Below are 21148 nucleotides of genomic sequence, written 5' to 3' on the forward strand. Positions count from 1 at the left end.
TTTCGCATCTACGGTCGTGGACATGACCTCCTCAGAGACCCGCCGGATCACCGAGCTCGGCACCCTCAAGGCCATCTCGCACCCCCTGCGCATGCGCCTCTACCGGGCCCTCTTCGTCGCCCGCACCGCGACCGCCTCGCAGCTCGCCGACCAGGTCGACGAGGCCGTCTCCCTGGTCAGCTACCACCTGCGCAAGCTCGCCGACGGCGGGCTCATCGAGGAGGCCGAGGCGCAGTCCGCCGACGGGCGCGAACGCTGGTGGCAGCCCAGCTCCTACGGCTTCGGCATCCACGAGGAGGACGTCAAGGACGCCCCCGAACTCGCCGCGGCCAGCGCCGCCTTCGGCCGTACCGTCAGCGAGCAGCGGGCCGAGATGCACACCCGCTTCCTCGACGAGCGCCTCACCTGGTCCGACGCCTGGCGCTCCGCCTCGATCAGCTCCGAATGGCTGCCCCGGCTCACCGCCGCCGAACTCACCGCCCTCGGCGCGGAGCTGGAGGCCGTCCTCCGGAAGTACGACCAGGCCGCCCGCGCCGCCGAGGCCGCCGGCGACACCGAGGGCCGCGAGAACGTCGCCGTCCACCTCCACGGCTTCCCCTACCGCCCGTGACCGCGCTCACCGAGGCCGCCGCCCGCCCCGCCCACCGCAGCCCCCAGGTCCTGCGCTGGCTCGGCGCCTACACCGCCTCCACCCTCGGCGACAGCGTCTTCTACCTGGCCCTCTCCTGGGCCGCCGTCAGCGGCGGCACCCCCGCCCAGGCCGGGCTCGTCATGGCCGTCGCGGCCGTGCCCCGCGCGCTCCTCATGCTCTTCGGCGGAGTGATCGCCGACCGGCTCGGCCCGCGCCGGGTCGTCATCGCCTCCGACACCGTCCGCTGCCTGGTCACCCTCGGTCTCGCGGCCACCCTCTTCCTCGCCTCGCCCGGCCTGGGAGCGCTCGCCGCCGTCGCCCTCGTCTTCGGCACCGTCGACGCCCTCTTCCTGCCGGCCGTCGGCGCCCTGCCGCCCCGGATCGCCGACCGCGACCAGCTCGCCCGCGTCCAGGGCATGCGCGGCCTCGCCTACCGGACGGGCGCCATCGTCGGCGCCCCGCTCGGCGGGCTCGCCGTCGCCGTCGGCGGCACCGCGAGCGCCTTCGCCGTCGCGGGCGCCCTCTTCGCCTTCTCCCTGCCCCTGCTCGCCGCGCTCCGGCTCCGCCCGCTGCCCCGGGAGGAGACCCGCGACGACTCCGCCCTGAGCGGTCTCACCGACGGCCTGCGCTACCTCCGCGGCCACCGGGTGCTCGGCCCGCTGATGATCGTCGTCCTCCTCGGCGACCTCGGCTTCGTGGGCCCCCTCAACGTCGGCCTCGCCGTCCTCGCCGAGCAGCGCGGTTGGGGCGCCACCGGCATCGGCTGGGTCCTCGCCGGCTTCGGCGTCGGCGCGGGCGCCGCCTCCCTGCTGCTGACCGTCAAGGGCCACGTCCCCCGGACCGGCCTCGTCATGGGCTGGACCATGGTGGTCGGCGCCGTGTCGATCGGCGCGCTCGCCCACACCCCCCAGCTCGCCCTCGCCGTCGCCGTGGCCCTCTCCGTCGGCCTGCTCGCCGGCCTCTCCGGAGCCCTGTGCAACGCCCTGATCCAGACCGAGTGCGACCCCGCGTACCTCGGCCGGGTGAGCGCCGTCGCCAGTCTCGGCAGCCTCGGCATCGCCCCGCTGAGCTTCCCGGTCACCGGCGCCGCCATCGGCGCCTGGGGACCCGGCCCGGTCTTCGTCGTCAGCGCCGCCGTCTGCGCCCTCTCCGGGGTCTACGGCCTCGCGGTCCGCGCCGTCCGCCGCGCCGAACTCCCCAAGCCCGGGCTCCCGAAGCCCTAGATCCCCAGCTGCTTCGTCGTGCTCAGCAGCTCGATCGCGTCCGGCTCGCCCTCCAGGCCGACCTTCGCGACCTCCGTACGCCCGTACAGGTACATCGTCAGCTCGCCCGGCTCCCCGGAGACCGTCACCACCGGGGTCCCCTTGTGCGCGACGACCGTCTGGCCGTTCGGGCGGCGCAGCACCAGGCCCACCGGGGCCTTGCGGCCGAGGAGGCGGGCGCCCTTCTCCAGGCGGGACCAGAGGGCGTCCGAGAAGACCGGGTCCAGCTCCCGCGCCGACCAGCCGGGCTGGGCCCGCCGGACGTCCTCCGCGTGGACGTAGAACTCGACCACGTTCGCGCCCTCGTCCACCTGCTTGATCGTGAAGGGGGAGAAGCGCGGCGGACCGGTACGGACGAGCTGGAGCAGCTCCTCGTACGGCTTTCCGGCGAACTCCTCCTGCACCCGCTCCAGGCGGTCCTTCAGCGCCGGCACGAGCGTCCCCGCCGCCGCGTCGGGGCGTCGCTCCCGCACCACCACGTGCGCCGCGAGGTCCCGGGTCCGCCAGCCCTCGCACAGCGTCGGGGCGTCGGGACCGGCCGCCTCCAACAGATCAGCGAGCAGAAGCCGTTCACGTTTGGCATGGGTCGACATGCCCGCCAGCGTACGATCCCGCCGCGCCGTCCGCCCAGTGGACGCCCGGCCGGACACGCCCCCGCGCCACGGCACAATGGCGGCATGAGCAGCACGCCCCGGACCCCCAGCGGCCTCGACCCGGCCATCGCCGCCCGCCTCAAGCGCAGCGCCGACGGCCTGGTCCCCGCCATCGCCCAGCAGTACGACACCGGCGAGGTGCTCATGCTCGGCTGGATGGACGACGAGGCCCTCCACCGCACCCTCACCACCGGCCGCTGCACCTACTGGTCCCGCAGCCGGAACGAGTACTGGGTCAAGGGCGACACCTCCGGGCACGTCCAGCACGTGAAGTCCGTCGCCCTCGACTGCGACGCCGACACCCTCCTCGTCAAGGTCGACCAGGTCGGAGCCGCCTGCCACACCGGCGCCCGGACCTGCTTCGACGCCGACGTGCTCCTTCCCGTATCCGAGTAGGGTCTGGCGCCATGGATCTCGAGACCTTCCGCAAGCTGGCGGCCGACCGCCGCGTCATCCCCGTCAGCCGCAGGCTCCTCGCGGACGGCGACACCCCGGTCGGGCTCTACCGCAAGCTCGCCGGCGAACGCCCCGGCACCTTCCTCCTCGAATCCGCGGAGAACGGCCGCAGCTGGTCCCGCTACTCCTTCATCGGCGTCCGCAGCGACGCCACCCTGACGGTGAAGGACGGCGAGGCCCACTGGCTCGGCACCCCGCCCGTCGGCGTCCCCACGGACGGTGACCCGCTCGCCGCCCTGCGCGCCACCGTCGAGACCCTCCACACCCCCCGCGACCTCGCGGGCGACCTCCCGCCGTTCACCGGCGGCATGGTCGGCTACCTCGGCTACGACATCGTCCGCCGCCTGGAGCGCATCGGCGACTCCACCCGCGACGACCTGCGCCTCCCCGAGCTCACCATGCTGCTCACCAGCGACCTCGCCGTCCTCGACCACTGGGACGGCTCGGTCCTCCTGATCGCCAACGCGATCAACCACAACGACCTGGAGACCGGCGTCGACGAGGCGTACGCCCACGCCGTCGCCCGCCTCGACGCGATGGAGGCCGACCTGGCCCGCCCCGTCGCCACCACCCCCGCCGCCCTCCCGCCCTCCGAACTCCCCGAGTACTCGGCGCTCTGGGGCGGCCCGGCCTACCAGGACGCCGTCGAGGACATCAAGGAGCGGATCCGGGCCGGCGAGGCCTTCCAGGTCGTCCCCTCGCAGCGCTTCGAGACCCCCTGCACGGCCTCCGCGCTCGACGTCTACCGGGTCCTGCGGGCCACCAACCCGTCCCCGTACATGTACCTCTTCCGCTTCGAGAACGGCTTCGACGTCGTCGGCTCCAGCCCCGAGGCCCTCGTCAAGGTCGAGGACGGGCAGGCGATGCTCCACCCCATCGCCGGCACCCGGCACCGCGGCGCCACCCCGCAGGAGGACCACGACCTCGCCGAGGAGCTGCTCGCCGACCCCAAGGAGCGCGCCGAGCACCTCATGCTCGTCGACCTCGGCCGCAACGACCTCGGCCGGGTCTGCGCCCCCGGCACCGTCGAGGTCGTCGACTTCATGTCGATCGAGCGGTACTCCCACGTCATGCACATCGTCTCCACCGTCACCGGCCGCGTCGCCGAGGGGAAGACCGCCTTCGACGTCCTCACCGCCTGCTTCCCCGCCGGCACCCTCTCCGGAGCGCCCAAGCCCCGCGCGATGCAGATCATCGAGGAGCTGGAGCCCTCCCGCCGCGGCCTGTACGGCGGATGTGTCGGGTATCTCGACTTCGCCGGAGACTCCGACACCGCCATCGCCATCCGCACCGCGCTGCTCCGCGACGGCACGGCGTACGTGCAGGCCGGAGCCGGTGTCGTCGCCGACTCCGACCCGGCCGCCGAGGACGCCGAGTGCCGCAACAAGGCCGCCGCCGTGCTCCGCGCCGTGCACACCGCCAACCGGATGAACGGTTCGCCGAGGCCGTAGGGGATAGTGGGGTACGTGAGTGCCGCATCCGTACCCCAGCCCCGAGCCGCCCGCGCGGCCGTCACCTCCGGCGGCCGGCGGAGCCTCGCCCTCGCCCTGCTCCTCGGTGCCCTCGGGGCCACCGTCGTGCTGCTCTCCGCCGGCCAGATCTGGGCCGAGGGCACCGCGTCGGTCGCCGGGGGCACCGTCCCCGTCGAGGCCGACGGCGGCACCGTCACCGGCGTTCCGACCGCCCTCGCGATCGTCGGGCTCGCCGCCCTCGTCGCCGTCTTCGCCGTCCGCCGCACCGGCCGCACCCTCGTCGCCGGGCTGCTCGCGCTCAGCGGCGCCGGCGCCGCCCTCGCCGCCTTCCTCGGCGCCTCCGACAGCGCGGCCCTCGACGCCGAGGCCGCCCGGATCAGCGGCGACACCGCCGCGGCCGTCGCCGGCCTCACCCACACGGCCTGGCCGTACGTCGCCGCCGTCGGCGCCCTCCTCATCCTCGTCGCCGGCCTCTTCGCCCTCCGCTACGGCAAGAGCTGGCCCGCGATGGGCGGCCGCTACGAGCGCTCCGGCGCCCCCCGGCCGTCCCGCCGTCCCGCCGCCGGCGACCCCGACCGCCCCGAGGACCTGTGGAAGGCGCTCGACCGCGGCGAGGACCCGACGCACGACGCGTGATCGTCCGGGACCCCCCGAGTCACCTCCGCGGGGTCATGTGCGGAAGAATGACGCCGTCATCACCCGACAGCCGTCACCACCGAGCAACATCTACGAGGAGCAACTCATGGCGGGCAGCGCCCACGGACACACCCCGGCCGCCTGGACCGGTGTCATCATCTCCTTCATCGGCTTCTGCATCGCCGGAGTCTTCATGGTGGCGGCGAACATCCCCGGCTTCTGGGCCGGCATCGGCGTCATCCTCCTCGGCGGTGTCGTCGGCGGCGCGATGAAGATCGCCGGCCTCGGCATGCCCAAGGAATCCCAGGCCGTCGCCTCGGCCCGCGAGTCCGCGACCGCCGCGATCAAGGCCCGCGCCTGATCCACGGCCCGGTCCCCGGGCCCGGCGCGTGACACGCGCGGGCCCGGAACCACACGAACGGCGCAGTCCGGCACGGCCGGGCCGCGCCGTCGTGCGTCCCCGGGCCGCCCGGGCGACAATCACGGCGTGACCGCCGAGCCCACCCCCCAGACCGCCCCCCGGCCCCACGAGGCCGAGGAGTTCCGGCGCAGGCCGCTCGGCCGGCGGCTGCTCGCCCCGCTCGCCACCCTCGCCGGCGTCGGCGCCGCCTTCACCTACGTCGGCCTCGTCGACCCCAACGAACCCGGCCACTACCCGGTCTGCCCGCTGCTGCGCTTCACCGGCCTGTACTGCCCCGGCTGCGGAGGCCTGCGCGGCGCCCATGCCGTCGCCCACGGCGACCTCGCGACCGCGCTCGGTGCCAACGCCCTCGCCGTCGCCGGCTACGCCGTCTGCGCGGTTCTCATGGCGGTCTGGCTGGTTCACGCCGTCCGCGGCAGGCCCACCCGGATCGCCCTCACGCCCGCCCTGTGGTGGGCGATCGGGGCCCTGACCGCCCTTTTCACGGTGGTCCGGAACCTTCCGTTCGGCTCCGCGCTGGTCCCCTGAAGTCCCAGCTTGTGGGACGCCGCGCCGCTCGATGCGGATCGGAGGCCCCGCTGCGGATACCATCGACATGGCTGAACCGTGTTCATTCTGGTTCCGTGGAACCGTCACCGTCCCGGAAGGGGGCCTCTCGCGTGAGTGTGCTCGACGAGATCATCGAAGGCGTGCGCGCCGACCTCGCAGAGCGGCAGGCGCGGGTCTCCCTCGACGAGCTCAAGGAGCGGGCCGCCAAGGCCCCGCAGGCCAAGGACGGGGTCGCCGCGCTGCGCGGCGACGGCGTCACCGTGATCTGCGAGGTCAAGCGCTCCAGCCCGTCCAAGGGAGCACTCGCGGCCATCGCCGACCCGGCGGGGCTCGCCGCCGACTACGAGGCGGGCGGCGCCGCCGTCATCTCCGTCCTCACCGAGCAGCGCCGCTTCGGCGGCTCGCTCGCCGACCTGGAGGCCGTGCGCGCCCGGGTGGACATCCCGGTCCTGCGCAAGGACTTCATCGTCACCGCCTACCAGCTCTGGGAGGCCCGGGCGTACGGAGCGGATCTCGCGCTCCTCATCGTCGCCGCCCTGGAGCAGGAGGCCCTCGTCTCCCTCATCGAGCGCGCCGAGTCCATCGGGCTCACGCCGCTCGTCGAGGTCCACGACGAGGAGGAGGTGGAGCGCGCGGTCGACGCCGGCGCGCGGATCATCGGCGTCAACGCCCGCAACCTCAAGACCCTCCAGGTCGACCGCTCCACGTTCGAGCGCGTCGCCCCGGAGATCCCGGACCACATCGTCAAGGTCGCCGAGTCCGGCGTCCGCGGCCCGCACGACCTGATCGCGTACGCCAACGCCGGCGCCGACGCGGTGCTGGTCGGCGAGTCGCTGGTCACCGGGCGCGACCCGAAGTCCGCCGTCGCCGACCTGGTCGCCGCCGGCGCGCACCCCGCCCTGCGGCACGGGCGGAGCTGACCCGACCGTGACCCCGCGCCGCGCCGTGCCGACCGCCCCGGGCTCCGCAGCCCGCGGGCCCGTCGGCGTGCGCGCGGTCGCCGTGGCGGCCCACGCCCGGCTGGCCCGCGGCTGCCGGCCCCGCGGCTGCCGGGCGCCCGCCCGCCGGGTCCACGGCCGCCGGGTCCGCCACTGCATCGGCTCCGAGCCGGGCACGGTCCCCGGCATGCGATGGCGCGCCCGCCTGTCGCGCGCGACCTCCTGACGCGAACCCCCCGTGGTCCGCGCCCGCCGGCCCTGTGGGCAGGCGTCCCGCAGGGCGGGACGGGTGGGCACAGGGACGGCGCCCCCTGCCGGGCCAAGGCATCCCGGGCCTGAACCCGCACCCGTGGTACGACGCCGTACGGGTGCGGGTCCAGGCCCGGAAGCGGAGGCACCCGCCAAAGGTGCCGTCCCGTTGTGCCCACCCGTTCCCGCCTGGGGGTACCCCCTCTGGGGGAGGAACGACTGCCCACAACGGGACGGCGGCGGCACCGCCACGCGCGCGTACGAGCGAGTCACGTCCTTTCACGACCGCATCGCCCCGCGAGGAGCAGCATCAGCATGACCAGCGAGTTCTTCATCCCGGACCCGGAGGGCCAGGTCCCGTCGCCCGAGGGCTACTTCGGCGCCTTCGGCGGCAAGTTCATCCCCGAGGCCCTCGTCGCCGCCGTCGACGAGGTCGCCGTCGAGTACGAGAAGGCCAAGAACGACCCCGAGTTCGCCCGCGAGCTCGGCGACCTCATGGCCAACTACACGGGCCGCCCCAGCGCCCTCACCGAGGTCCCCCGGTTCGCCGAGCACGCCGGCGGCGCCCGGATCTTCCTCAAGCGCGAGGACCTCAACCACACCGGCTCGCACAAGATCAACAACGTGCTCGGCCAGGCCCTGCTGACCAAGCGGATGGGCAAGACCCGGGTCATCGCCGAGACCGGCGCCGGCCAGCACGGCGTCGCCACCGCCACCGCCTGCGCCCTCTTCGGCCTCGACTGCACCATCTACATGGGCGAGGTCGACACCCAGCGCCAGGCCCTCAACGTGGCCCGGATGCGGATGCTCGGCGCCGAGGTCGTCGCCGTGAAGTCCGGCAGCCGCACCCTCAAGGACGCCATCAACGAGGCGTTCCGCGACTGGGTCGCCAACGTCGACCGCACGCACTACCTCTTCGGCACCGTCGCCGGACCGCACCCCTTCCCGGCGATGGTCCGCGACTTCCACCGGGTCATCGGCGTCGAGGCCCGCCGCCAGCTCCTGGAGCGGGCCGGCCGCCTCCCCGACGCGGCGATCGCCTGCGTCGGCGGCGGCTCCAACGCCATCGGCCTCTTCCACGCCTTCCTGCCCGACACCGGCGTCCGGCTCATCGGCTGCGAGCCGGCCGGCCACGGCGTCGAGACCGGCGAGCACGCGGCCACCCTCACCGCCGGCGAGCCCGGCATCCTGCACGGCTCCCGGTCGTACGTCCTCCAGGACGACGAGGGCCAGATCACCGAGCCGTACTCGATCTCGGCGGGCCTCGACTACCCCGGCATCGGCCCCGAGCACTCGTACCTCAAGGACACCGGCCGCGGCGAGTACCGGGCCGTCACCGACGACGCCGCCATGCAGGCGCTGCGGCTGCTCTCCCGTACCGAGGGCATCATCCCGGCCATCGAGTCGGCGCACGCGCTCGCCGGCGCCCTGGAGGTCGGCAAGGAGCTCGGCAAGGACGCGCTCCTCGTCGTGAACCTCTCCGGCCGCGGCGACAAGGACATGGACACGGCCGCCCGCTACTTCGGCCTGTACGACGGGGAGGGGTCGAAGTGACCACCGGGGCTGTATCTGATTTCGGTAAGGGCCAACTGCTCGCCGACACCCTCGACCGCGCCAAGGCCGAGGACCGGGCCGCGCTCATCGCCTACCTCCCGGCCGGCTTCCCGACCGTGGACGGCGGCATCAAGGCGATCAAGGCCGCCTTCGAGGGCGGCGCCGACATCGTCGAGGTCGGGCTCCCGCACAGCGACCCGGTCCTGGACGGCCCCGTCATCCAGACCGCCGACGACATCGCGCTGCGCGGCGGCGTGAAGATCGCCGACGTCATGCGGACGGTGAAGGAGGCCCACGAGGCCACCGGCAAGCCGGTCCTCGTCATGACCTACTGGAACCCGATCGACCGGTACGGCGTCGAGCGCTTCGTCCGGGAGCTCGCCGAGGCCGGCGGCGCCGGCTGCATCCTGCCCGACCTGCCGGTCCAGGAGTCCGCGCTGTGGCGGGAGCACGCCGACGCGCACGGTCTGGCCACCGTCTTCGTCGTCGCCCCCAGCAGCAAGGACGAGCGGCTCGCCACCATCACGGCGGTCGGCTCCGGCTTCGTCTACGCCGCCTCCCTCATGGGCGTCACCGGCACCCGCGAGTCGGTCGGCGAGCAGGCCGCCGACCTGGTCCGCCGCACCCGGGTCACCTCGAAGATCCCGGTCTGCGTCGGCCTCGGCGTCTCCAACGCCGTCCAGGCCCGCGAGGTCGCCGCCTTCGCCGACGGCGTCATCGTCGGCTCGGCCTTCGTCCAGCGGATCCTGGACGCCGACGGCGACGAGGCCGCCGGACTCGCCGCCGTAAAGGAACTGGCGGCCGAACTGGCGGACGGCGTACGCCGCAGCTGATCACCCGATGTAGTCCATTCGGGTGGATATGGGACCGGGGAGGCGCGGACGCGCCTCCCCGGTTCGTTGCTGTGGGCGTGAGCGAGAAGAACCGTGACGGTAGTAACAAGAGCGCGCGGGAGCGCCTCCAGCAGCAGCGCGAGCGCGAGAAGGCCCGCGAGAAGCAGCGGCGGGTCCTGATCGTGACGGCGGGAGTGGTCGGCGTCCTCGGCCTCGCCGCCGTCGTCGGCGTGATCGCCGCGAGCGGCGACAAGGACTCGGGGTCCGACAAGGCCGGGCCCGTCGTCGCCCCCGCCGGCTCCATCGAGGGCGACAAGCCGGCCATCCCCACCGGGAAGACGGACGCCCCGTCCACCCTCCAGATCTGGGAGGACTTCCGCTGTCCGGCCTGCGCCCAGTTCGAGAACGTGATGCGGGACTCCATCCACGAGCTGGAGGCCGCCGGGGCGCTCAAGGCCGAGTACCACCTCGCCACCCTCATCGACGGCAACATGGGCGGCAGCGGCTCGCTGCGCGCGGCGAACGCGGCGGCCTGCGCCCAGGACGCCGGAAAGTTCACCCCCTACCACGACACGCTCTACACCAACCAGCCGCAGGAGACCGACGACGCCTTCGGCAACAACGACAAGCTGATCGAGCTGGCCGCCAAGGTCCCCGGCCTCGACACGCCGTCGTTCCGCTCCTGCGTCCAGGACGGCACGCACGACAGCTGGGTGGAGAAGTCCAACGAGGCCTTCCAGAACGGCGGCTTCCGCGGCACCCCGTCCGTCCTGCTCAACGGAGAATCGATCTTCCCGACCAAGGGCGGCGAGCAGATCTCGCCGGAGAACCTGAAGAAGTGGGTCGCCGAGGCCAACAAGGGCAAGAAGCCGGGCACGGCCTCCCCCTCGGCCGGGTAGCGGCGGGGTAGCGACGGGGTTAGTTACCCAGACGTTGCCGGGCGGGCTGCCGGTCCGCCCGCCCGGCAGGGTAGCGTCGGACCTGCCATGGACCTTGCCTACATTCCCAGCCCGTCGACCGGTGTCATCCACCTCGGACCGGTCCCGCTGCGCGGCTATGCCTTCTGCATCATCCTCGGTGTCTTCGTCGCCGTCTGGCTCGGCAACAAGCGCTGGATCGCCCGGGGCGGCACCGCCGGCACCGTCGCCGACATCGCCGTCTGGGCGGTGCCGTTCGGCCTCGTCGGCGGACGTCTCTACCACGTGATCACCGACTACCAGCTGTACTTCAGCGAGGGTGAGAACTGGGTCGACGCCTTCAAGATCTGGGAGGGCGGCCTCGGCATCTGGGGCGCCATCGCCTTCGGCGCCGTCGGCGCCTGGATCGGCTGCCGCCGCCGGGGCATCCCGCTCCCGGCGTACGCGGACGCCATCGCGCCCGGCATCGCCCTCGCCCAGGCCATCGGCCGCTGGGGCAACTGGTTCAACCAGGAGCTGTACGGCAAGCCCACCGACCTGCCGTGGGCGCTGAAGATCACCGAGAGTGCCAACCGCGAGGCCGGGCTGTACCACCCGACCTTCCTCTACGAGTCGCTCTGGTGCATCGGCGTCGCGCTCCTCGTCATCTGGGCCGACCGCCGCTTCAAGCTCGGCCACGGCCGCGCCTTCGCCCTGTACGTGGCCGCCTACTGCGCCGGTCGCGTCTGGACCGAGTACCTGCGCGTCGACGAGGCCCACCACATCCTGGGCCTGCGCCTCAACGTGTGGACCGCGATCATCGTCTTCCTGCTCGCCGTCCTCTACATGGTCCTCTCGGCGCGGATGCGCCCGGGCCGCGAGGAGATCGTCGAGCCCCGCTCCCGCAAGCCGGTGGACATGGAGAAGACCGAGCAGGCGGAGGAGACGGAGCAGGCCGAGCAGGCGGACGACGCCGAGGACGCCGGCGAGCCCGCCGGGGACGCGGAGGAGTCCGGCGACGCCGATTCCGGCGGTGACGTCGAGAACGGCGCCGGATCGGCCGCCAAGAAGGGCTGACCCGAAGCACGGAACGCGAGGGCCGCCGGGACCGAAGAGGTCCCGGCGGCCCTCGCGCGCGTCCCGGCGGGGGTCAGCAGAGGCGGTCCGCGAGGGCCAGGACCCGGTGGGCGCCCGCCACCACCGCCGCGTCCACGAACCGGCCGTCCGCCAGGGCCAGCGCGCCCCGGTCCGTCTCGGCCGCCGCCACCACCGCGCGGGCGGCGTCGACCTCCTGCGGGGTCGGCAGATAGGCACGCTCGATCACCGGGAGCTGCCGGGGATGGATGGCGGCCCGGCCGAGGAAACCGAGCGCCCGGCCCCGGGCGCAGCCGGCGGCGAGGGCGTCGAGGTCGCCGATGTCCGCGTGGACGGACTGCACGGGCGGCGGCAGCCGCGCCGCCCGGGCCGCGACCACGATCCGGCTGCGCGGCCAGTCGAGCCCGCTGTCCTCGCGTACCCCCAGGTCGGCGCGGAGGTCGGCCTCCCCGAGGGAGAGGCCGCGCACCGCCGGGTGGGCGGTGGCGATGGCGTACGCCTGCTCCACGGCCAGCGCGTTCTCCAGGAGCGGGTAGAGCGGGAGGCCGGGGGCGAGCTCGCTGATCCGGTGGATGTCGGAGGGGTGTGTCACCTTGGGTACACGGAGACCGCCGAGGCCGGGGAGGGAGGCCAGGACGGGGATGTCGCGCGGGGTGTGGATGCGGACGTGCACCGGGACCGGGTGGGCGTCGGAGAGCAGATCGGCGGTGGCGTCGAGGGCGTACGCCCTGCGGTCCGGGGCGACCGCGTCCTCCAGGTCCACGATGACCACGTCGGCGCCCGAGCCGAGCGCCTTGCCGACCACCTCCGGGCGGTCGCCGGGGGCGTACAGCCAGGTGAGGGGGAGACGGCCGCGGTGGCGGCCGTTCACGGCGCCCGGGGCGCTCATACCGCCCCCTGGGCACGCAGGGCGCTGATCTCGGCCGGGGCGTAGCCGGCCGCGGTCAGGACCTCGTCGGTGTCGGCGCCGTGCGGGCGGCCGGCCCAGCGGATCCCGCCGGGCGTCCCGGAGAGCCGGAAGAGCACGTTCTGCATGCGGATCGGGCCGAGCTCCGGGTCGGGGACCTCGGTGACCGTGCCGAGCGCCTGGTACTGGGGGTCGGCCAGGACGTCCCGGACGTCGTAGACCGGGGCGATCGCGGCCTCCGCCTTCTCGAAGGCGGCCATGGCCTCGTCGCGGGTGTGGCGGGCGATCCAGGAGCCGACGGCCTCGTCGAGGACGTCGGCGTGGGCGGCGCGGCCCGTGCCGTCGGCGAACCACGGCTCGTCGATCAGCTCGGCGCGGTCCACCAGGCGCATCACGCGCTCGGCGATGGACTGCGCGGAGGTGGAGACGGCCACCCAGGAGCCGTCGGAGGTCCGGTAGGTGTTGCGGGGGGCGTTGTTGCGGGAGCGGTTGCCGGTGCGCGGCTGGACGTAGCCGAGCTGGTCGTACCAGAGGGGGTGGGGGCCGATGACGGAGAGCATCGGTTCGATGATGGCCATGTCGACGACCTGGCCCTGGCCGGTCGTGGTCCTCGCGGTGAGCGCGGTCATCACCGCGTACGCGGTGGCGAGGGCGGCGATCGAGTCGGCGAGGCCGAAGGGGGGCAGGGTCGGCGGGCCGTCCGGCTCGCCGGTGATCGCGGCGAAGCCGCTCATGGCCTCGGCGAGGGTGCCGAAGCCGGGGCGGTGGGCGTACGGCCCGAACTGGCCGAAGCCGGTGACCCGCGCGAGCACGAGGCGGGGGTTGACCGTGGACAGCTCGTCCCAGCCCAGGCCCCAGCGCTCCAGGGTGCCGGGGCGGAAGTTCTCCACGATCACGTCGGCGTCGGCGGCCAGCCGGAGGAGGGCGTCCCGGCCGCCGGGGGTGGACAGGTCGAGGGTGACGTTGCGCTTGTTGCGGCCCAGGACCTTCCACCACAGGCCCACCCCGTCCTTGGCGGGGCCGTGGCCCCGGGACGGGTCGGGCTTGCGGGGGTGCTCGACCTTGACGACGTCGGCGCCGAAGTCGCCGAGCATCATGGCGGCCAGCGGCCCGGCGAAGAGCGTCGCCAGATCGAGGACGCGGAGCCCTTCGAGGGGCGCGGCGGGGGAGGGGGCGGTGGTCATGCGGGATCGGCCTCCAGGGACGCGGGGGAGCCGAGGGCCGTGTCGATCTCGGTGCGGTACGGCATCGAGGTCGAGGCGCCCTCGCGCCGGACGGACAGCGCGGCGGCGGTGCCGGCCCAGGTCAGCGCCTCGGGCACGGGACGGCCCTCGCCGAGGGCGACCGCGAGGGCGCCGACGAAGGTGTCGCCGGCCGCGGTGGTGTCCACGGCCCGCACCCGGGGGGCGGGCACGGCGAGCAGTTCCGCGCCGCGCGCCGCGTACAGGCAGCCGGCCGAACCGAGGGTGACGACGACCTCGGGGACGACTTCGAGGAGGGCGAGCGCGGCGGCGTGCGGGTCGGCGCGGCCGGTGAGCGCCGTGGCCTCGTGTTCGTTGGGCACCAACAGGTCGGTGACGTCGAACAGTTCGGGCGGCAGCGGTTGGACGGGGGCCGGGGTGAGGACGGTCTTCACGCCGCTGCGGCGGGCGTGCGCGGCGCCGTCGACGACCACCGAGAGGGGGAGTTCGAGCTGGAGGAGGAGCAGGTCGGCGGTGGCGATCAGGGCTTCGTCGCCCTGGCTGAGGGAGGTGACGGTGCCGTTGGCGCCGGGGACCACGACGATCGCGTTGCCGCCCTCGTCGTCGACGACGATGTGCGCGGTGCCCGAGGGGCCCTCGACGGTGCGGAGCAGGTCGGTGTCGACGGAGCAGTGCTCCAGGACGTCGCGGAGCCGGTGGCCGAAGTCGTCGGCGCCGACCGCGCCGATCATGGCGACCTCGCCGCCCGCGCGGGCGGCGGCGACCGCCTGGTTGGCGCCCTTGCCGCCGGGGATCGTGCGGAACGAGCGGCCGGTGACGGTCTCTCCGCGGGCCGGGGCCTTCGCCACGTACGCGACGAGGTCCATGTTGGTGCTCCCGAGCACCACGATGCTGGTCATGGGCGTACTGCCTCCAGGTGCGTCAGGTCGGCGAGGGTGTCGAAGCCGGTGCCGTCGAAGGACGGCACCGACGTCGAGAGCCGGTTCTTCAGGGGGGAGGTCCAGCGGTCGGGGAGCCGGTCCGGGTGTCCGGCGAGGAGACCGGCGACGGAGCCGGCGGTGGCGCCGTTGGAGTCGGTGTCCCAGCCGCCGGAGACCGCCGCGCAGACGGAGCGCGTGAAGTCGCCGTCGGCGTGGGTGAGGGCGGCGGCGAGCAGCGCGGTGTTCGGCACGGCATGGACCCAGTGGTACCCGCCGTAGCGGGCGTGCAGCCGGTCGACGACGGTGTCGAACGCCGGGACGGCGCGGGCGGTGGCGATGCCGTGGCGGACGGCCTCGGCGAGCCGGGAGCGGGGCGGGACGACGGAGAGGCCGGCGGCCAGCGCGTGGTGGACGTCGTGGCCGCCGTCCGCTGCGGCGGCCAGGGTCGCGGCGACGAACATCGCGCCGTGGACGCCGACGCCGGTGTGGCTGAGGACGGCGTCCCGGTGGGCCTGTGCGGCGGCCCCGGCCGGGTCGCCGGGGCGGGTCCAGCCGTGGACGTCGGCCCGGATCAGGGCGCCGATCCACTCCCGGAAGGGGTTGCGGCGGACGGCGGTCAGCGGCGGTTCGACGCCGTCGAGGAGGTTGCGGTAGGCGATCCGCTCGGCGGTGAAGGTCCGGCCGGCGGGGAGTTCGTCCAGCCACAGGCGGGCGACGTCGGCGGTGGTGAAGCCGCGGCCGTGGCGGCGGAGGAGGAGCAGGGCGAGGAGGGGGTAGTCGAGGTCGTCGTCCTCGGGCATGCCGTCGATGTTCTCGGCGAGCGAGGTGGTGGCGGAACGGCGGTTCCAGGGGTGAGCGGCCAGCAGCTCGGGCGCCACACCGCGCGCGGTGAACCAGTCGTCGAGCGGCCAGTTGCCCGCGGCCCGGGCGAGCGCCCGGATCGCGTCCAGCGGCAGCTTCTCGACCGGCTTCCCGAGCAGGCACCCGACGGCCCTGCCGAGCCAGGCGGCGTGCAGCCGGTCGCGGAGGGCGGGGTCGTGGGGCGCCCCGTCCGGCCCGGGGGCGGGCCAGTCGGGGCAGGCGGCGACGATCGCGTCGAGGGCGGTGGGCTCGTCGGCGGCGAGGGGGGAGGGGAGGCCGGCGAGGGCGTCGAGCAGCTCCTCGGCGAGCGGCCGCAGGTCCGGCCGCGCGTCGGGGGAGGCGCCGGAGGCGGGCGGCGCGGGGTGCCCGCCGGCGGCGTACCAGCGGGCCGCGAACTCCCGTGCGTCCCGCCCGTCCTCGTCGGCCTGCCGCAGCTCGTGCCCGACGAGGTCCTCGGGCTGCACCCAGGTGAGACGGAGGGCGGGAGCGGGTGCCGGCCGGACGGAGGAGGCGTGACGGACTCCGGTGGCGGGTGTCGTGCGGGCACCCGGGGCGGCCGCCGGGCCGGTGCCGGTCGTGGGGGGCGCGGGAGGGAGGGTGGTGGCTCCGGGGCCCGGGGGGTGGTCCGGGCCGGGGGTGTGCGCCGGTGTGCGGGAAGGGGGTGGGGGAGTGCGCGTGGCGGGGTGGGCCGGGGGCCGGTCCGCGGTGGTGGGGGCGGTGTCCGTCATCGGGTCGTGCCCGTCAGGGTGGCGCGGGCGGACTCGTGGGCGCGGCGGCGGGCGGTGTCGCGGGCGAAGACCTCGGCGGCGACGGTGGCGAGGGAGCGGGCCGGGGCGTGGAGGTCGAGGCGGCTGGCCTCCGACACCCGCTTCGCCCACTCCGCGGGGACGGCCGCCTCGCCGTGCAGGGCGCCGGCGATCGCCCCCGCCATGGTGGCGATGGAGTCGCAGTCGCGGCCGTAGTTGACGGCGCCGAGGACCGTACGGCGGTAGTCGCCCTCGCCGACCAGGAGCATGCCGAGCGCGATCGGCAGCTCCTCGATGGAGTGCAGGCGGGAGGGGCGGCGGGCGTCGAGGCCGGGGCTGCGGTAGTCGGGGCCGACGGAGTCGTACGGGGTCACCGCCCGGCGGAGCGGCACGAGCGCGGACTCGAAGTCCCGGTGGCGGTCGGCTACTTCGGCGACCGCCTCGATCGCGGCGCGGGTACCGTCCTTGGCGAGGTCCAGGGCGGTGTCGACGACCGTGCGCGGGGTGGCCCCGGGGACGCAGGCCGCCGCGACCGCCGCCGCGAGGACGCCCGCCGCCTCGCGGCCGTACGACGACTGGTGGGCCCCGGCGACGTCGATCGCCTCGGCGTACGCGCCGTGCGGGTCGGCGGCGTTGACCAGGCCGACCGGGGCCATGTACATCGCGGCACCGCAGTTGACGATGTTTCCGGTGCCGGCCTCGCGGGGGTCGTGGTGTCCGTAGTGGAGGCGGGCGACCAGCCACTTCTCGGCGAGGAAGATCCGCTGGAGCGGCAGCGCGTCCGCCTCCAGCTCGGGGATCCACACGGGTGTGCCCATGAGTTCGGGGACGAGGTGGTCCGCGACCGCGTAGGCGTCGAGGTGGTCGCGGACCCGTTCGTACACCCGGACCAGGGCGTGGGTCATCAGGGTGTCGTCGGTGACGTGCCCGTCGCCCTTGTGGTACGGGGCGATGGGGCGGGCGGTGCGCCAGGCGTCGCCGTTCCAGGGGCCGACGATGCCGGTGACGCGGCCGCCGTGGCGTTCGGCGATCTGCTCGGGGGTGTACCCCTCCACGGGGCCGCCGAGGGCGTCGCCGACGGCGGCACCGAGGAGACTTCCGGTGATCCGGTCATCCAGTGTGGGTGTCATGTCGGAATTGTCCACCTGGGGGCGCCGGTTCCGTGGCTCCCAGGAGCCCGGCGAGTTCCACCAGGTCCGTACCGGCGAGGCGGGGGAGCGCGCAGCCGGAGAGCGTCCGGCAGGCGTCCCGCCAGCTCGCCGGGACCGAACGGCCGCCGCCGAGGGCGCCGGTGAGCGCACCGGCCAGGGCGGGGGCGGAGTCGGCGACCCGGGACAGACAGGCGGCGGCCGGGACCGCGGCGGTCATCGCGCCGCGCGCGGCGACGGTCAGCGCGAGGGCGACCGGGACGGTCTCGGCGGCGGCGATGCCGTAGCTGTAGACGTGGTCGACGATCTGGTGCTCCAGAAGGGGGACCAGCTCGAAGGCGGTGTCGGCGGTGCGGGCCAGTTTCACGGCGTGGCGGGCGTTGCGGCCGATCTCGGTGACGGGCGGGAGTTCGGCGAGCGCGGCCTCGACGGCGGTGTCGGGGCCGGCGCCGCCGAGGGCCGCGGCGACCGCCGCGGCGGTGGCGCGGGCGCCGTGGACGCCGTCGCCGTCCTGGGTGTACCGGGCGTCGAACTCGGCGAGTTCGGCGGCGGCGCGCGGGTCGCCGGGGTGGACGGTCGCGAGGACGGCGGCGCGGACGCAGGCGGCGTCGTCGAAGTAGTGCGGGTTGTCGTGGCCGGTGGCGGGCGGGCGCAGCCCGGTGGCCAGATTGCCGAGGCCGGCGCGGACGGAGATGCGGGCGCGGAGGGGGAGGACGGCGGACTCGATCTCCGGCGCGCGGTCGGCGGCGGCCGCGACCTGGCCCGCGAGGTGGTTCCAGGCGACGTCGACGGCGGCGCGCAGGCGGCGCTCCGGGGGGAGGGCGGCGAAGAGCGGGCCGGCGGCGGCCAGGACCGCCTCCGCGGTGAAGGCCGCCCACTCGGCGTCGTCGGAGGGGCCGAGGCGGAGGGGCTCGGGGGGCTGGTTCAGGGCGATGGGGACGGGGAGGGTGGTCGTCGCGTTCTGCTCCGCGAAGGTGTCGAGTTCGCGGGTGAGGCGGCGGGTCCACTCGGGCATGCGGGCGGCGCGGTGCCGGGCGGCGGGCCAGCCGGCGGCGTCGCCCGAGGCGAGCCCGAGCAGCAGCCCCTCGACCCGGTCGCGGCTCGCCCTGGCCCGGCCGGCCGGCCCCGGAGCCTCCTCCGCGTGCGGTGCGGGCCAGGTGCCGGTGGCGTGGGGGGCGGCGGTACGGGGGGTGCCGGCGCCCGGCGTCGGGCGGGGGCCCGACGGGGCGTCGGTCGTCCGCGGGGCGCCCCGCACCAGGAGGCCCCGCGGGGCGAGGTCCCGCGTGTGGGTGCCCGGCACCGGGGGCTGTACCCACCCTCCCCCGGGCTCTCGGCTGTGCTCGGGCAGGGGGGACCCTCCCCGCCCCGCGGAACGCCTGCCCGCGGCCGGGGCGGCCGGGGCGGCCGGGGCGGCAGGGCCGGCGGGTTCGGCGCGAGAGGCGGGGGTCGTGGGGGCGCCAGGGCCGGCCCCGGGAGCCGTGGGCACCGTAGGCGCCTCGGGTGCTCCGGAAGGGGAAGGTCCGCCGGGGGCGGTGGGCGCGGCGACCGGAGCGCCGGGGATGCCGGTCCCGGCGGGTCCGCCGGGGCCGCCGGGCGCCGTGGTGTCGGCGGGGCCGGCGGGCGTGGCAGGAGCTGCGGGGCGGGGCTCGGCCCCGGGGGCGGCGAGGGGGGAGGACGCGGTGGTGGGGGCGCTCATGGGGTGGGCTCCGGGGTGAGGAGGTCGGCTACTTCCAGGACGTGGTGGCCGCGCATCGTGGGGAGGCAGCTGCCGGTGACCGGGGTGATGGCGGTCGCCCATTCCCGCGGGATGGCCGTCAGGCCGCCCGCCGCGCCGGCCAGGGCGCCGGCCACGGCGGCCGTGGTGTCGGCGTCGCGGCCCATGTTCACGGCCGTCAGGACCGCCGTGCGGAAGTCGCCGCGGGCCGCCGCGAAGGCGCCGAAGGCGAGGCCGACGGCCTCCGGGGCCAGGTCGGTCCAGGGGTAGCCGCCGATGACCACCGCGGAGCGGACCTGGCGTTCGCGGGTGAGCGGGTCCGGCTGGACCCGCTGGGCCGCGACCACCGCGCGGCGCAGCGAGCGGGCCGTCCAGGAGTCCATGGGGATCACCGAGAGGGCCGCCGCGATGACGGAGGTGACCGTCGCGCCGGACATCGCCGCCGCGACGCCCGCCGCGACCGCCTGGCCTCCGTAGATGCCCTCGCCCTCGTGGCTGACACTGCCGTCGATGGCGACCAGGCGGGCGGCCTCCGCGGGGCGGCCCGCGGCGAAGACGCCGAAGGGCGCGGCCCGCATGGCCAGGCCGTCCGACCACGCGTGGCGGTGCTGGGCGGAGATGGGGGCGGCCAGGCCGCGCCGGAGGTTCTCCAGGGTGCCGCGTTCCGAGAAGCCGGCGCCGCGGAAGGGGCCCTCGTCGAGGTCGGCGATCCAGCGGTGCCAGGCGCGCTCGACGTGGGCGACGGTGAGCGCCGAGCCGTGCCGGGCCAGCAGCAGTGCCGAGAAGATCGCGTACTCGGTGTCGTCGGTGCCGGCCGGACGGTCCGTCAGGAAGCCCTCGATCCGGCCCCAGCGTCGGCGGATCTCGGAGGGCTTCATGTTCTCGGCGGGGGCGCCGAGCGCGTCGCCGACGGCGAGGCCGAGCATCGCCCCCCTCGCCCGTTCCCGGGTGTCGCATGCCGTGGTCACCATCCGTGCGCCCCTTCCCTCGGTGCGGGCACCGCTTCGGCGGTACCCCTTCGCCTGGATCTGTGCCACGGCGGGCCGGCGACTCGCCGGTGGACGGCTTCTGTCACCCGTCTGTCGGTGGGGGGAAGGGGGTTGAGGGGGTGTCAGGCAAGGCTTCCCACACTGAGGCGGGCCTTACTAAGTACGGCCTGCCTTGCTGGCGAGCCCCTTACTTCGGGCGTATTTTCGAGTGCGTTGGGGGCGGCGGGTGCGACCCGGCCCGCCGTGACGAGGGGAGAAGCATGTCCATCATCGAGGCCCAGGCGCCACTGCACGAGGCGCACCGCGACAACCACACCCACCGCGACGTGAACGGCGGTTGGCTGCGGCCCGCGGTCTTCGGCGCGATGGACGGGCTGGTCTCGAACCTCGCCCTGATGACCGGCGTCGCCGGCGGTGCCGTCTCCTCGCAGACCATCGTCGTCACCGGCCTCGCCGGCCTCGCGGCGGGCGCCTTCTCCATGGCGGCCGGCGAGTACACCTCCGTCGCCTCGCAGCGCGAACTCGTCCAGGCCGAACTGGACGTGGAGCGCCGGCAGTTGCGCAAGCACCCGATCGACGAGATGGAGGAGCTCGCCGCCCTCTACGTCTCCCGGGGCGTCGAGCCCGCGCTCGCCCGCGAGGTCGCCATGCAGCTGTCGAGGGACCCCGAGCAGGCGCTGGAGATCCACGCCCGCGAGGAGCTCGGCATCGACCCCGACGACCTGCCGTCGCCCGCCGTCGCCGCCGTCTCCTCCTTCGCCTCCTTCGCGCTCGGAGCGCTGCTGCCCCTGCTGCCGTACCTGCTCGGCGCGACCGCGCTCTGGCCGGCCGTCCTCCTGGCGCTCCTCGGGCTCTTCGGCTGCGGCGCGCTGGTCGCCCGCGTCACCGCCCGCGGCTGGTGGTTCAGCGGTCTGCGCCAGCTGCTCCTCGGCGGTGCCGCGGCGGCCGTCACGTACGGCCTCGGCATGGCCTTCGGCGCGGTCGTCTAGGCCGACCCTTCCGGATCGTGCCGGGCT

At 75.1% G+C, this 21148-nt stretch carries 22 protein-coding genes; 14 read left to right on the plus strand and 8 right to left on the minus strand.

The window, feature by feature from the left end; genetic code table 11:
- The first annotated feature begins 22 nt into the window (after nt 1-22).
- The gene (locus AB0E19_RS06840) at nt 23-610 is read left to right on the plus strand and encodes a helix-turn-helix domain-containing protein (protein WP_031015339.1); all 588 of its coding nucleotides are present in this window, start codon (nt 23-25) and stop codon (nt 608-610) included.
- Nucleotides 607-1854 (plus strand): MFS transporter, encoded by a 1248-nt coding sequence (locus AB0E19_RS06845; protein WP_362174419.1) that lies wholly within the window; start codon nt 607-609, stop codon nt 1852-1854. Before AB0E19_RS06840 ends, AB0E19_RS06845 begins: the two co-directional genes overlap by 4 nt.
- Here the strand turns inward: AB0E19_RS06845 and AB0E19_RS06850 are convergent.
- Complete coding sequence (locus tag AB0E19_RS06850) at nt 1851-2486, minus strand: TIGR03085 family metal-binding protein (protein ID WP_362174427.1); 636 nt, start codon at nt 2484-2486, stop codon at nt 1851-1853. The two genes, AB0E19_RS06845 and AB0E19_RS06850, sit on opposite strands and share 4 nt — an antisense overlap.
- 84 nt (nt 2487-2570) lie before the next feature.
- Here AB0E19_RS06850 and hisI point away from each other — a divergent pair, with 84 nt between their 5' ends.
- The 11 genes from hisI to lgt all read left to right on the plus strand — a co-directional run bounded on the left by hisI (nt 2571) and on the right by lgt (nt 11627).
- Nucleotides 2571-2942, plus strand: a complete 372-nt coding sequence (gene hisI, locus AB0E19_RS06855; RefSeq protein ID WP_362174430.1) for a phosphoribosyl-AMP cyclohydrolase — start codon at nt 2571-2573, stop codon at nt 2940-2942.
- Nucleotides 2943-2953: 11 nt separating this feature from the next.
- A complete protein-coding gene (locus AB0E19_RS06860; RefSeq protein WP_362174433.1) occupies nt 2954-4453 on the plus strand; it encodes an anthranilate synthase component I in 1500 nt (499 codons plus the stop codon).
- 6 nt (nt 4454-4459) lie between these two features.
- Nucleotides 4460-5110, plus strand: a complete 651-nt coding sequence (locus AB0E19_RS06865) for a TIGR02234 family membrane protein (protein ID WP_362174436.1) — start codon at nt 4460-4462, stop codon at nt 5108-5110.
- Nucleotides 5111-5216: 106 nt separating this feature from the next.
- Nucleotides 5217-5471, plus strand: coding sequence for an HGxxPAAW family protein (locus AB0E19_RS06870; RefSeq protein WP_362174439.1), 255 nt, complete (start codon nt 5217-5219; stop codon nt 5469-5471).
- Nucleotides 5472-5678: 207 nt separating this feature from the next.
- Nucleotides 5679-6059: a DUF2752 domain-containing protein gene (locus tag AB0E19_RS06875; protein ID WP_362174905.1), complete on the plus strand. Its 381-nt coding sequence runs from the start codon at nt 5679-5681 to the stop codon at nt 6057-6059.
- A gap of 131 nt (nt 6060-6190) precedes the next feature.
- Nucleotides 6191-7000: an indole-3-glycerol phosphate synthase TrpC gene (trpC, locus tag AB0E19_RS06880; RefSeq protein ID WP_362174442.1), complete on the plus strand. Its 810-nt coding sequence runs from the start codon at nt 6191-6193 to the stop codon at nt 6998-7000.
- Between the two features lie 7 nt (nt 7001-7007).
- Nucleotides 7008-7244, plus strand: coding sequence for a hypothetical protein (locus AB0E19_RS06885; RefSeq protein ID WP_362174930.1), 237 nt, complete (start codon nt 7008-7010; stop codon nt 7242-7244).
- 338 nt (nt 7245-7582) lie between these two features.
- A complete protein-coding gene (gene trpB, locus AB0E19_RS06890) occupies nt 7583-8821 on the plus strand; it encodes a tryptophan synthase subunit beta (protein ID WP_362174445.1) in 1239 nt (412 codons plus the stop codon).
- Nucleotides 8818-9654, plus strand: a complete 837-nt coding sequence (gene trpA, locus AB0E19_RS06895) for a tryptophan synthase subunit alpha (protein WP_362174448.1) — start codon at nt 8818-8820, stop codon at nt 9652-9654. The genes trpB and trpA overlap by 4 nt, the downstream gene beginning before the upstream one ends.
- Nucleotides 9655-9731: 77 nt before the next feature.
- Entirely contained in the window at nt 9732-10553 is an 822-nt protein-coding gene (locus tag AB0E19_RS06900; RefSeq protein ID WP_362174451.1) for a thioredoxin domain-containing protein, read from the plus strand.
- A gap of 87 nt (nt 10554-10640) precedes the next feature.
- Nucleotides 10641-11627 (plus strand): prolipoprotein diacylglyceryl transferase, encoded by a 987-nt coding sequence (gene lgt / locus AB0E19_RS06905; protein WP_362174454.1) that lies wholly within the window; start codon nt 10641-10643, stop codon nt 11625-11627.
- A gap of 73 nt (nt 11628-11700) precedes the next feature.
- Here the strand turns inward: lgt and AB0E19_RS06910 are convergent, their stop codons facing one another.
- The 7 genes from AB0E19_RS06910 to AB0E19_RS06940 all read right to left on the minus strand — a co-directional run bounded on the left by AB0E19_RS06910 (nt 11701) and on the right by AB0E19_RS06940 (nt 20114).
- Nucleotides 11701-12534 (minus strand): CoA ester lyase, encoded by an 834-nt coding sequence (locus AB0E19_RS06910; protein ID WP_362174457.1) that lies wholly within the window; start codon nt 12532-12534, stop codon nt 11701-11703.
- The gene (locus tag AB0E19_RS06915) at nt 12531-13736 is read right to left on the minus strand and encodes a CoA transferase (RefSeq protein WP_362174460.1); all 1206 of its coding nucleotides are present in this window, start codon (nt 13734-13736) and stop codon (nt 12531-12533) included. Before AB0E19_RS06915 ends, AB0E19_RS06910 begins: the two co-directional genes overlap by 4 nt.
- Nucleotides 13733-14653 (minus strand): ribokinase, encoded by a 921-nt coding sequence (gene rbsK / locus AB0E19_RS06920; protein ID WP_362174464.1) that lies wholly within the window; start codon nt 14651-14653, stop codon nt 13733-13735. The genes AB0E19_RS06915 and rbsK overlap by 4 nt, the downstream gene beginning before the upstream one ends.
- On the minus strand, nt 14650-15999 hold the full coding sequence (locus AB0E19_RS06925) for an ADP-ribosylglycohydrolase family protein (RefSeq protein ID WP_362174467.1): 1350 nt from the start codon (nt 15997-15999) through the stop codon (nt 14650-14652). The genes rbsK and AB0E19_RS06925 overlap by 4 nt, the downstream gene beginning before the upstream one ends.
- A 260-nt stretch (nt 16000-16259) precedes the next feature.
- Nucleotides 16260-17411: an ADP-ribosylglycohydrolase family protein gene (locus AB0E19_RS06930; protein ID WP_362174470.1), complete on the minus strand. Its 1152-nt coding sequence runs from the start codon at nt 17409-17411 to the stop codon at nt 16260-16262.
- Nucleotides 17392-18729 carry an ADP-ribosylglycohydrolase family protein gene (locus AB0E19_RS06935; protein ID WP_362174473.1) on the minus strand — a complete coding sequence of 446 codons (1338 nt, stop codon included), beginning with the start codon at nt 18727-18729 and terminating at the stop codon, nt 17392-17394. The genes AB0E19_RS06930 and AB0E19_RS06935 overlap by 20 nt, the downstream gene beginning before the upstream one ends.
- 392 nt (nt 18730-19121) lie before the next feature.
- Complete coding sequence (locus AB0E19_RS06940) at nt 19122-20114, minus strand: ADP-ribosylglycohydrolase family protein (RefSeq protein ID WP_362174476.1); 993 nt, start codon at nt 20112-20114, stop codon at nt 19122-19124.
- Between the two features lie 278 nt (nt 20115-20392).
- Here AB0E19_RS06940 and AB0E19_RS06945 point away from each other — a divergent pair, with 278 nt between their 5' ends.
- Nucleotides 20393-21121 (plus strand): VIT1/CCC1 transporter family protein, encoded by a 729-nt coding sequence (locus AB0E19_RS06945; protein WP_362174479.1) that lies wholly within the window; start codon nt 20393-20395, stop codon nt 21119-21121.
- Nucleotides 21122-21148 lie beyond the last annotated feature (27 nt).

Origin of the sequence: Streptomyces sp. NPDC047974, assembly GCF_040653375.1 — a bacterium.
Taxonomy (GTDB): Bacteria; Actinomycetota; Actinomycetes; order Streptomycetales; family Streptomycetaceae; genus Streptomyces.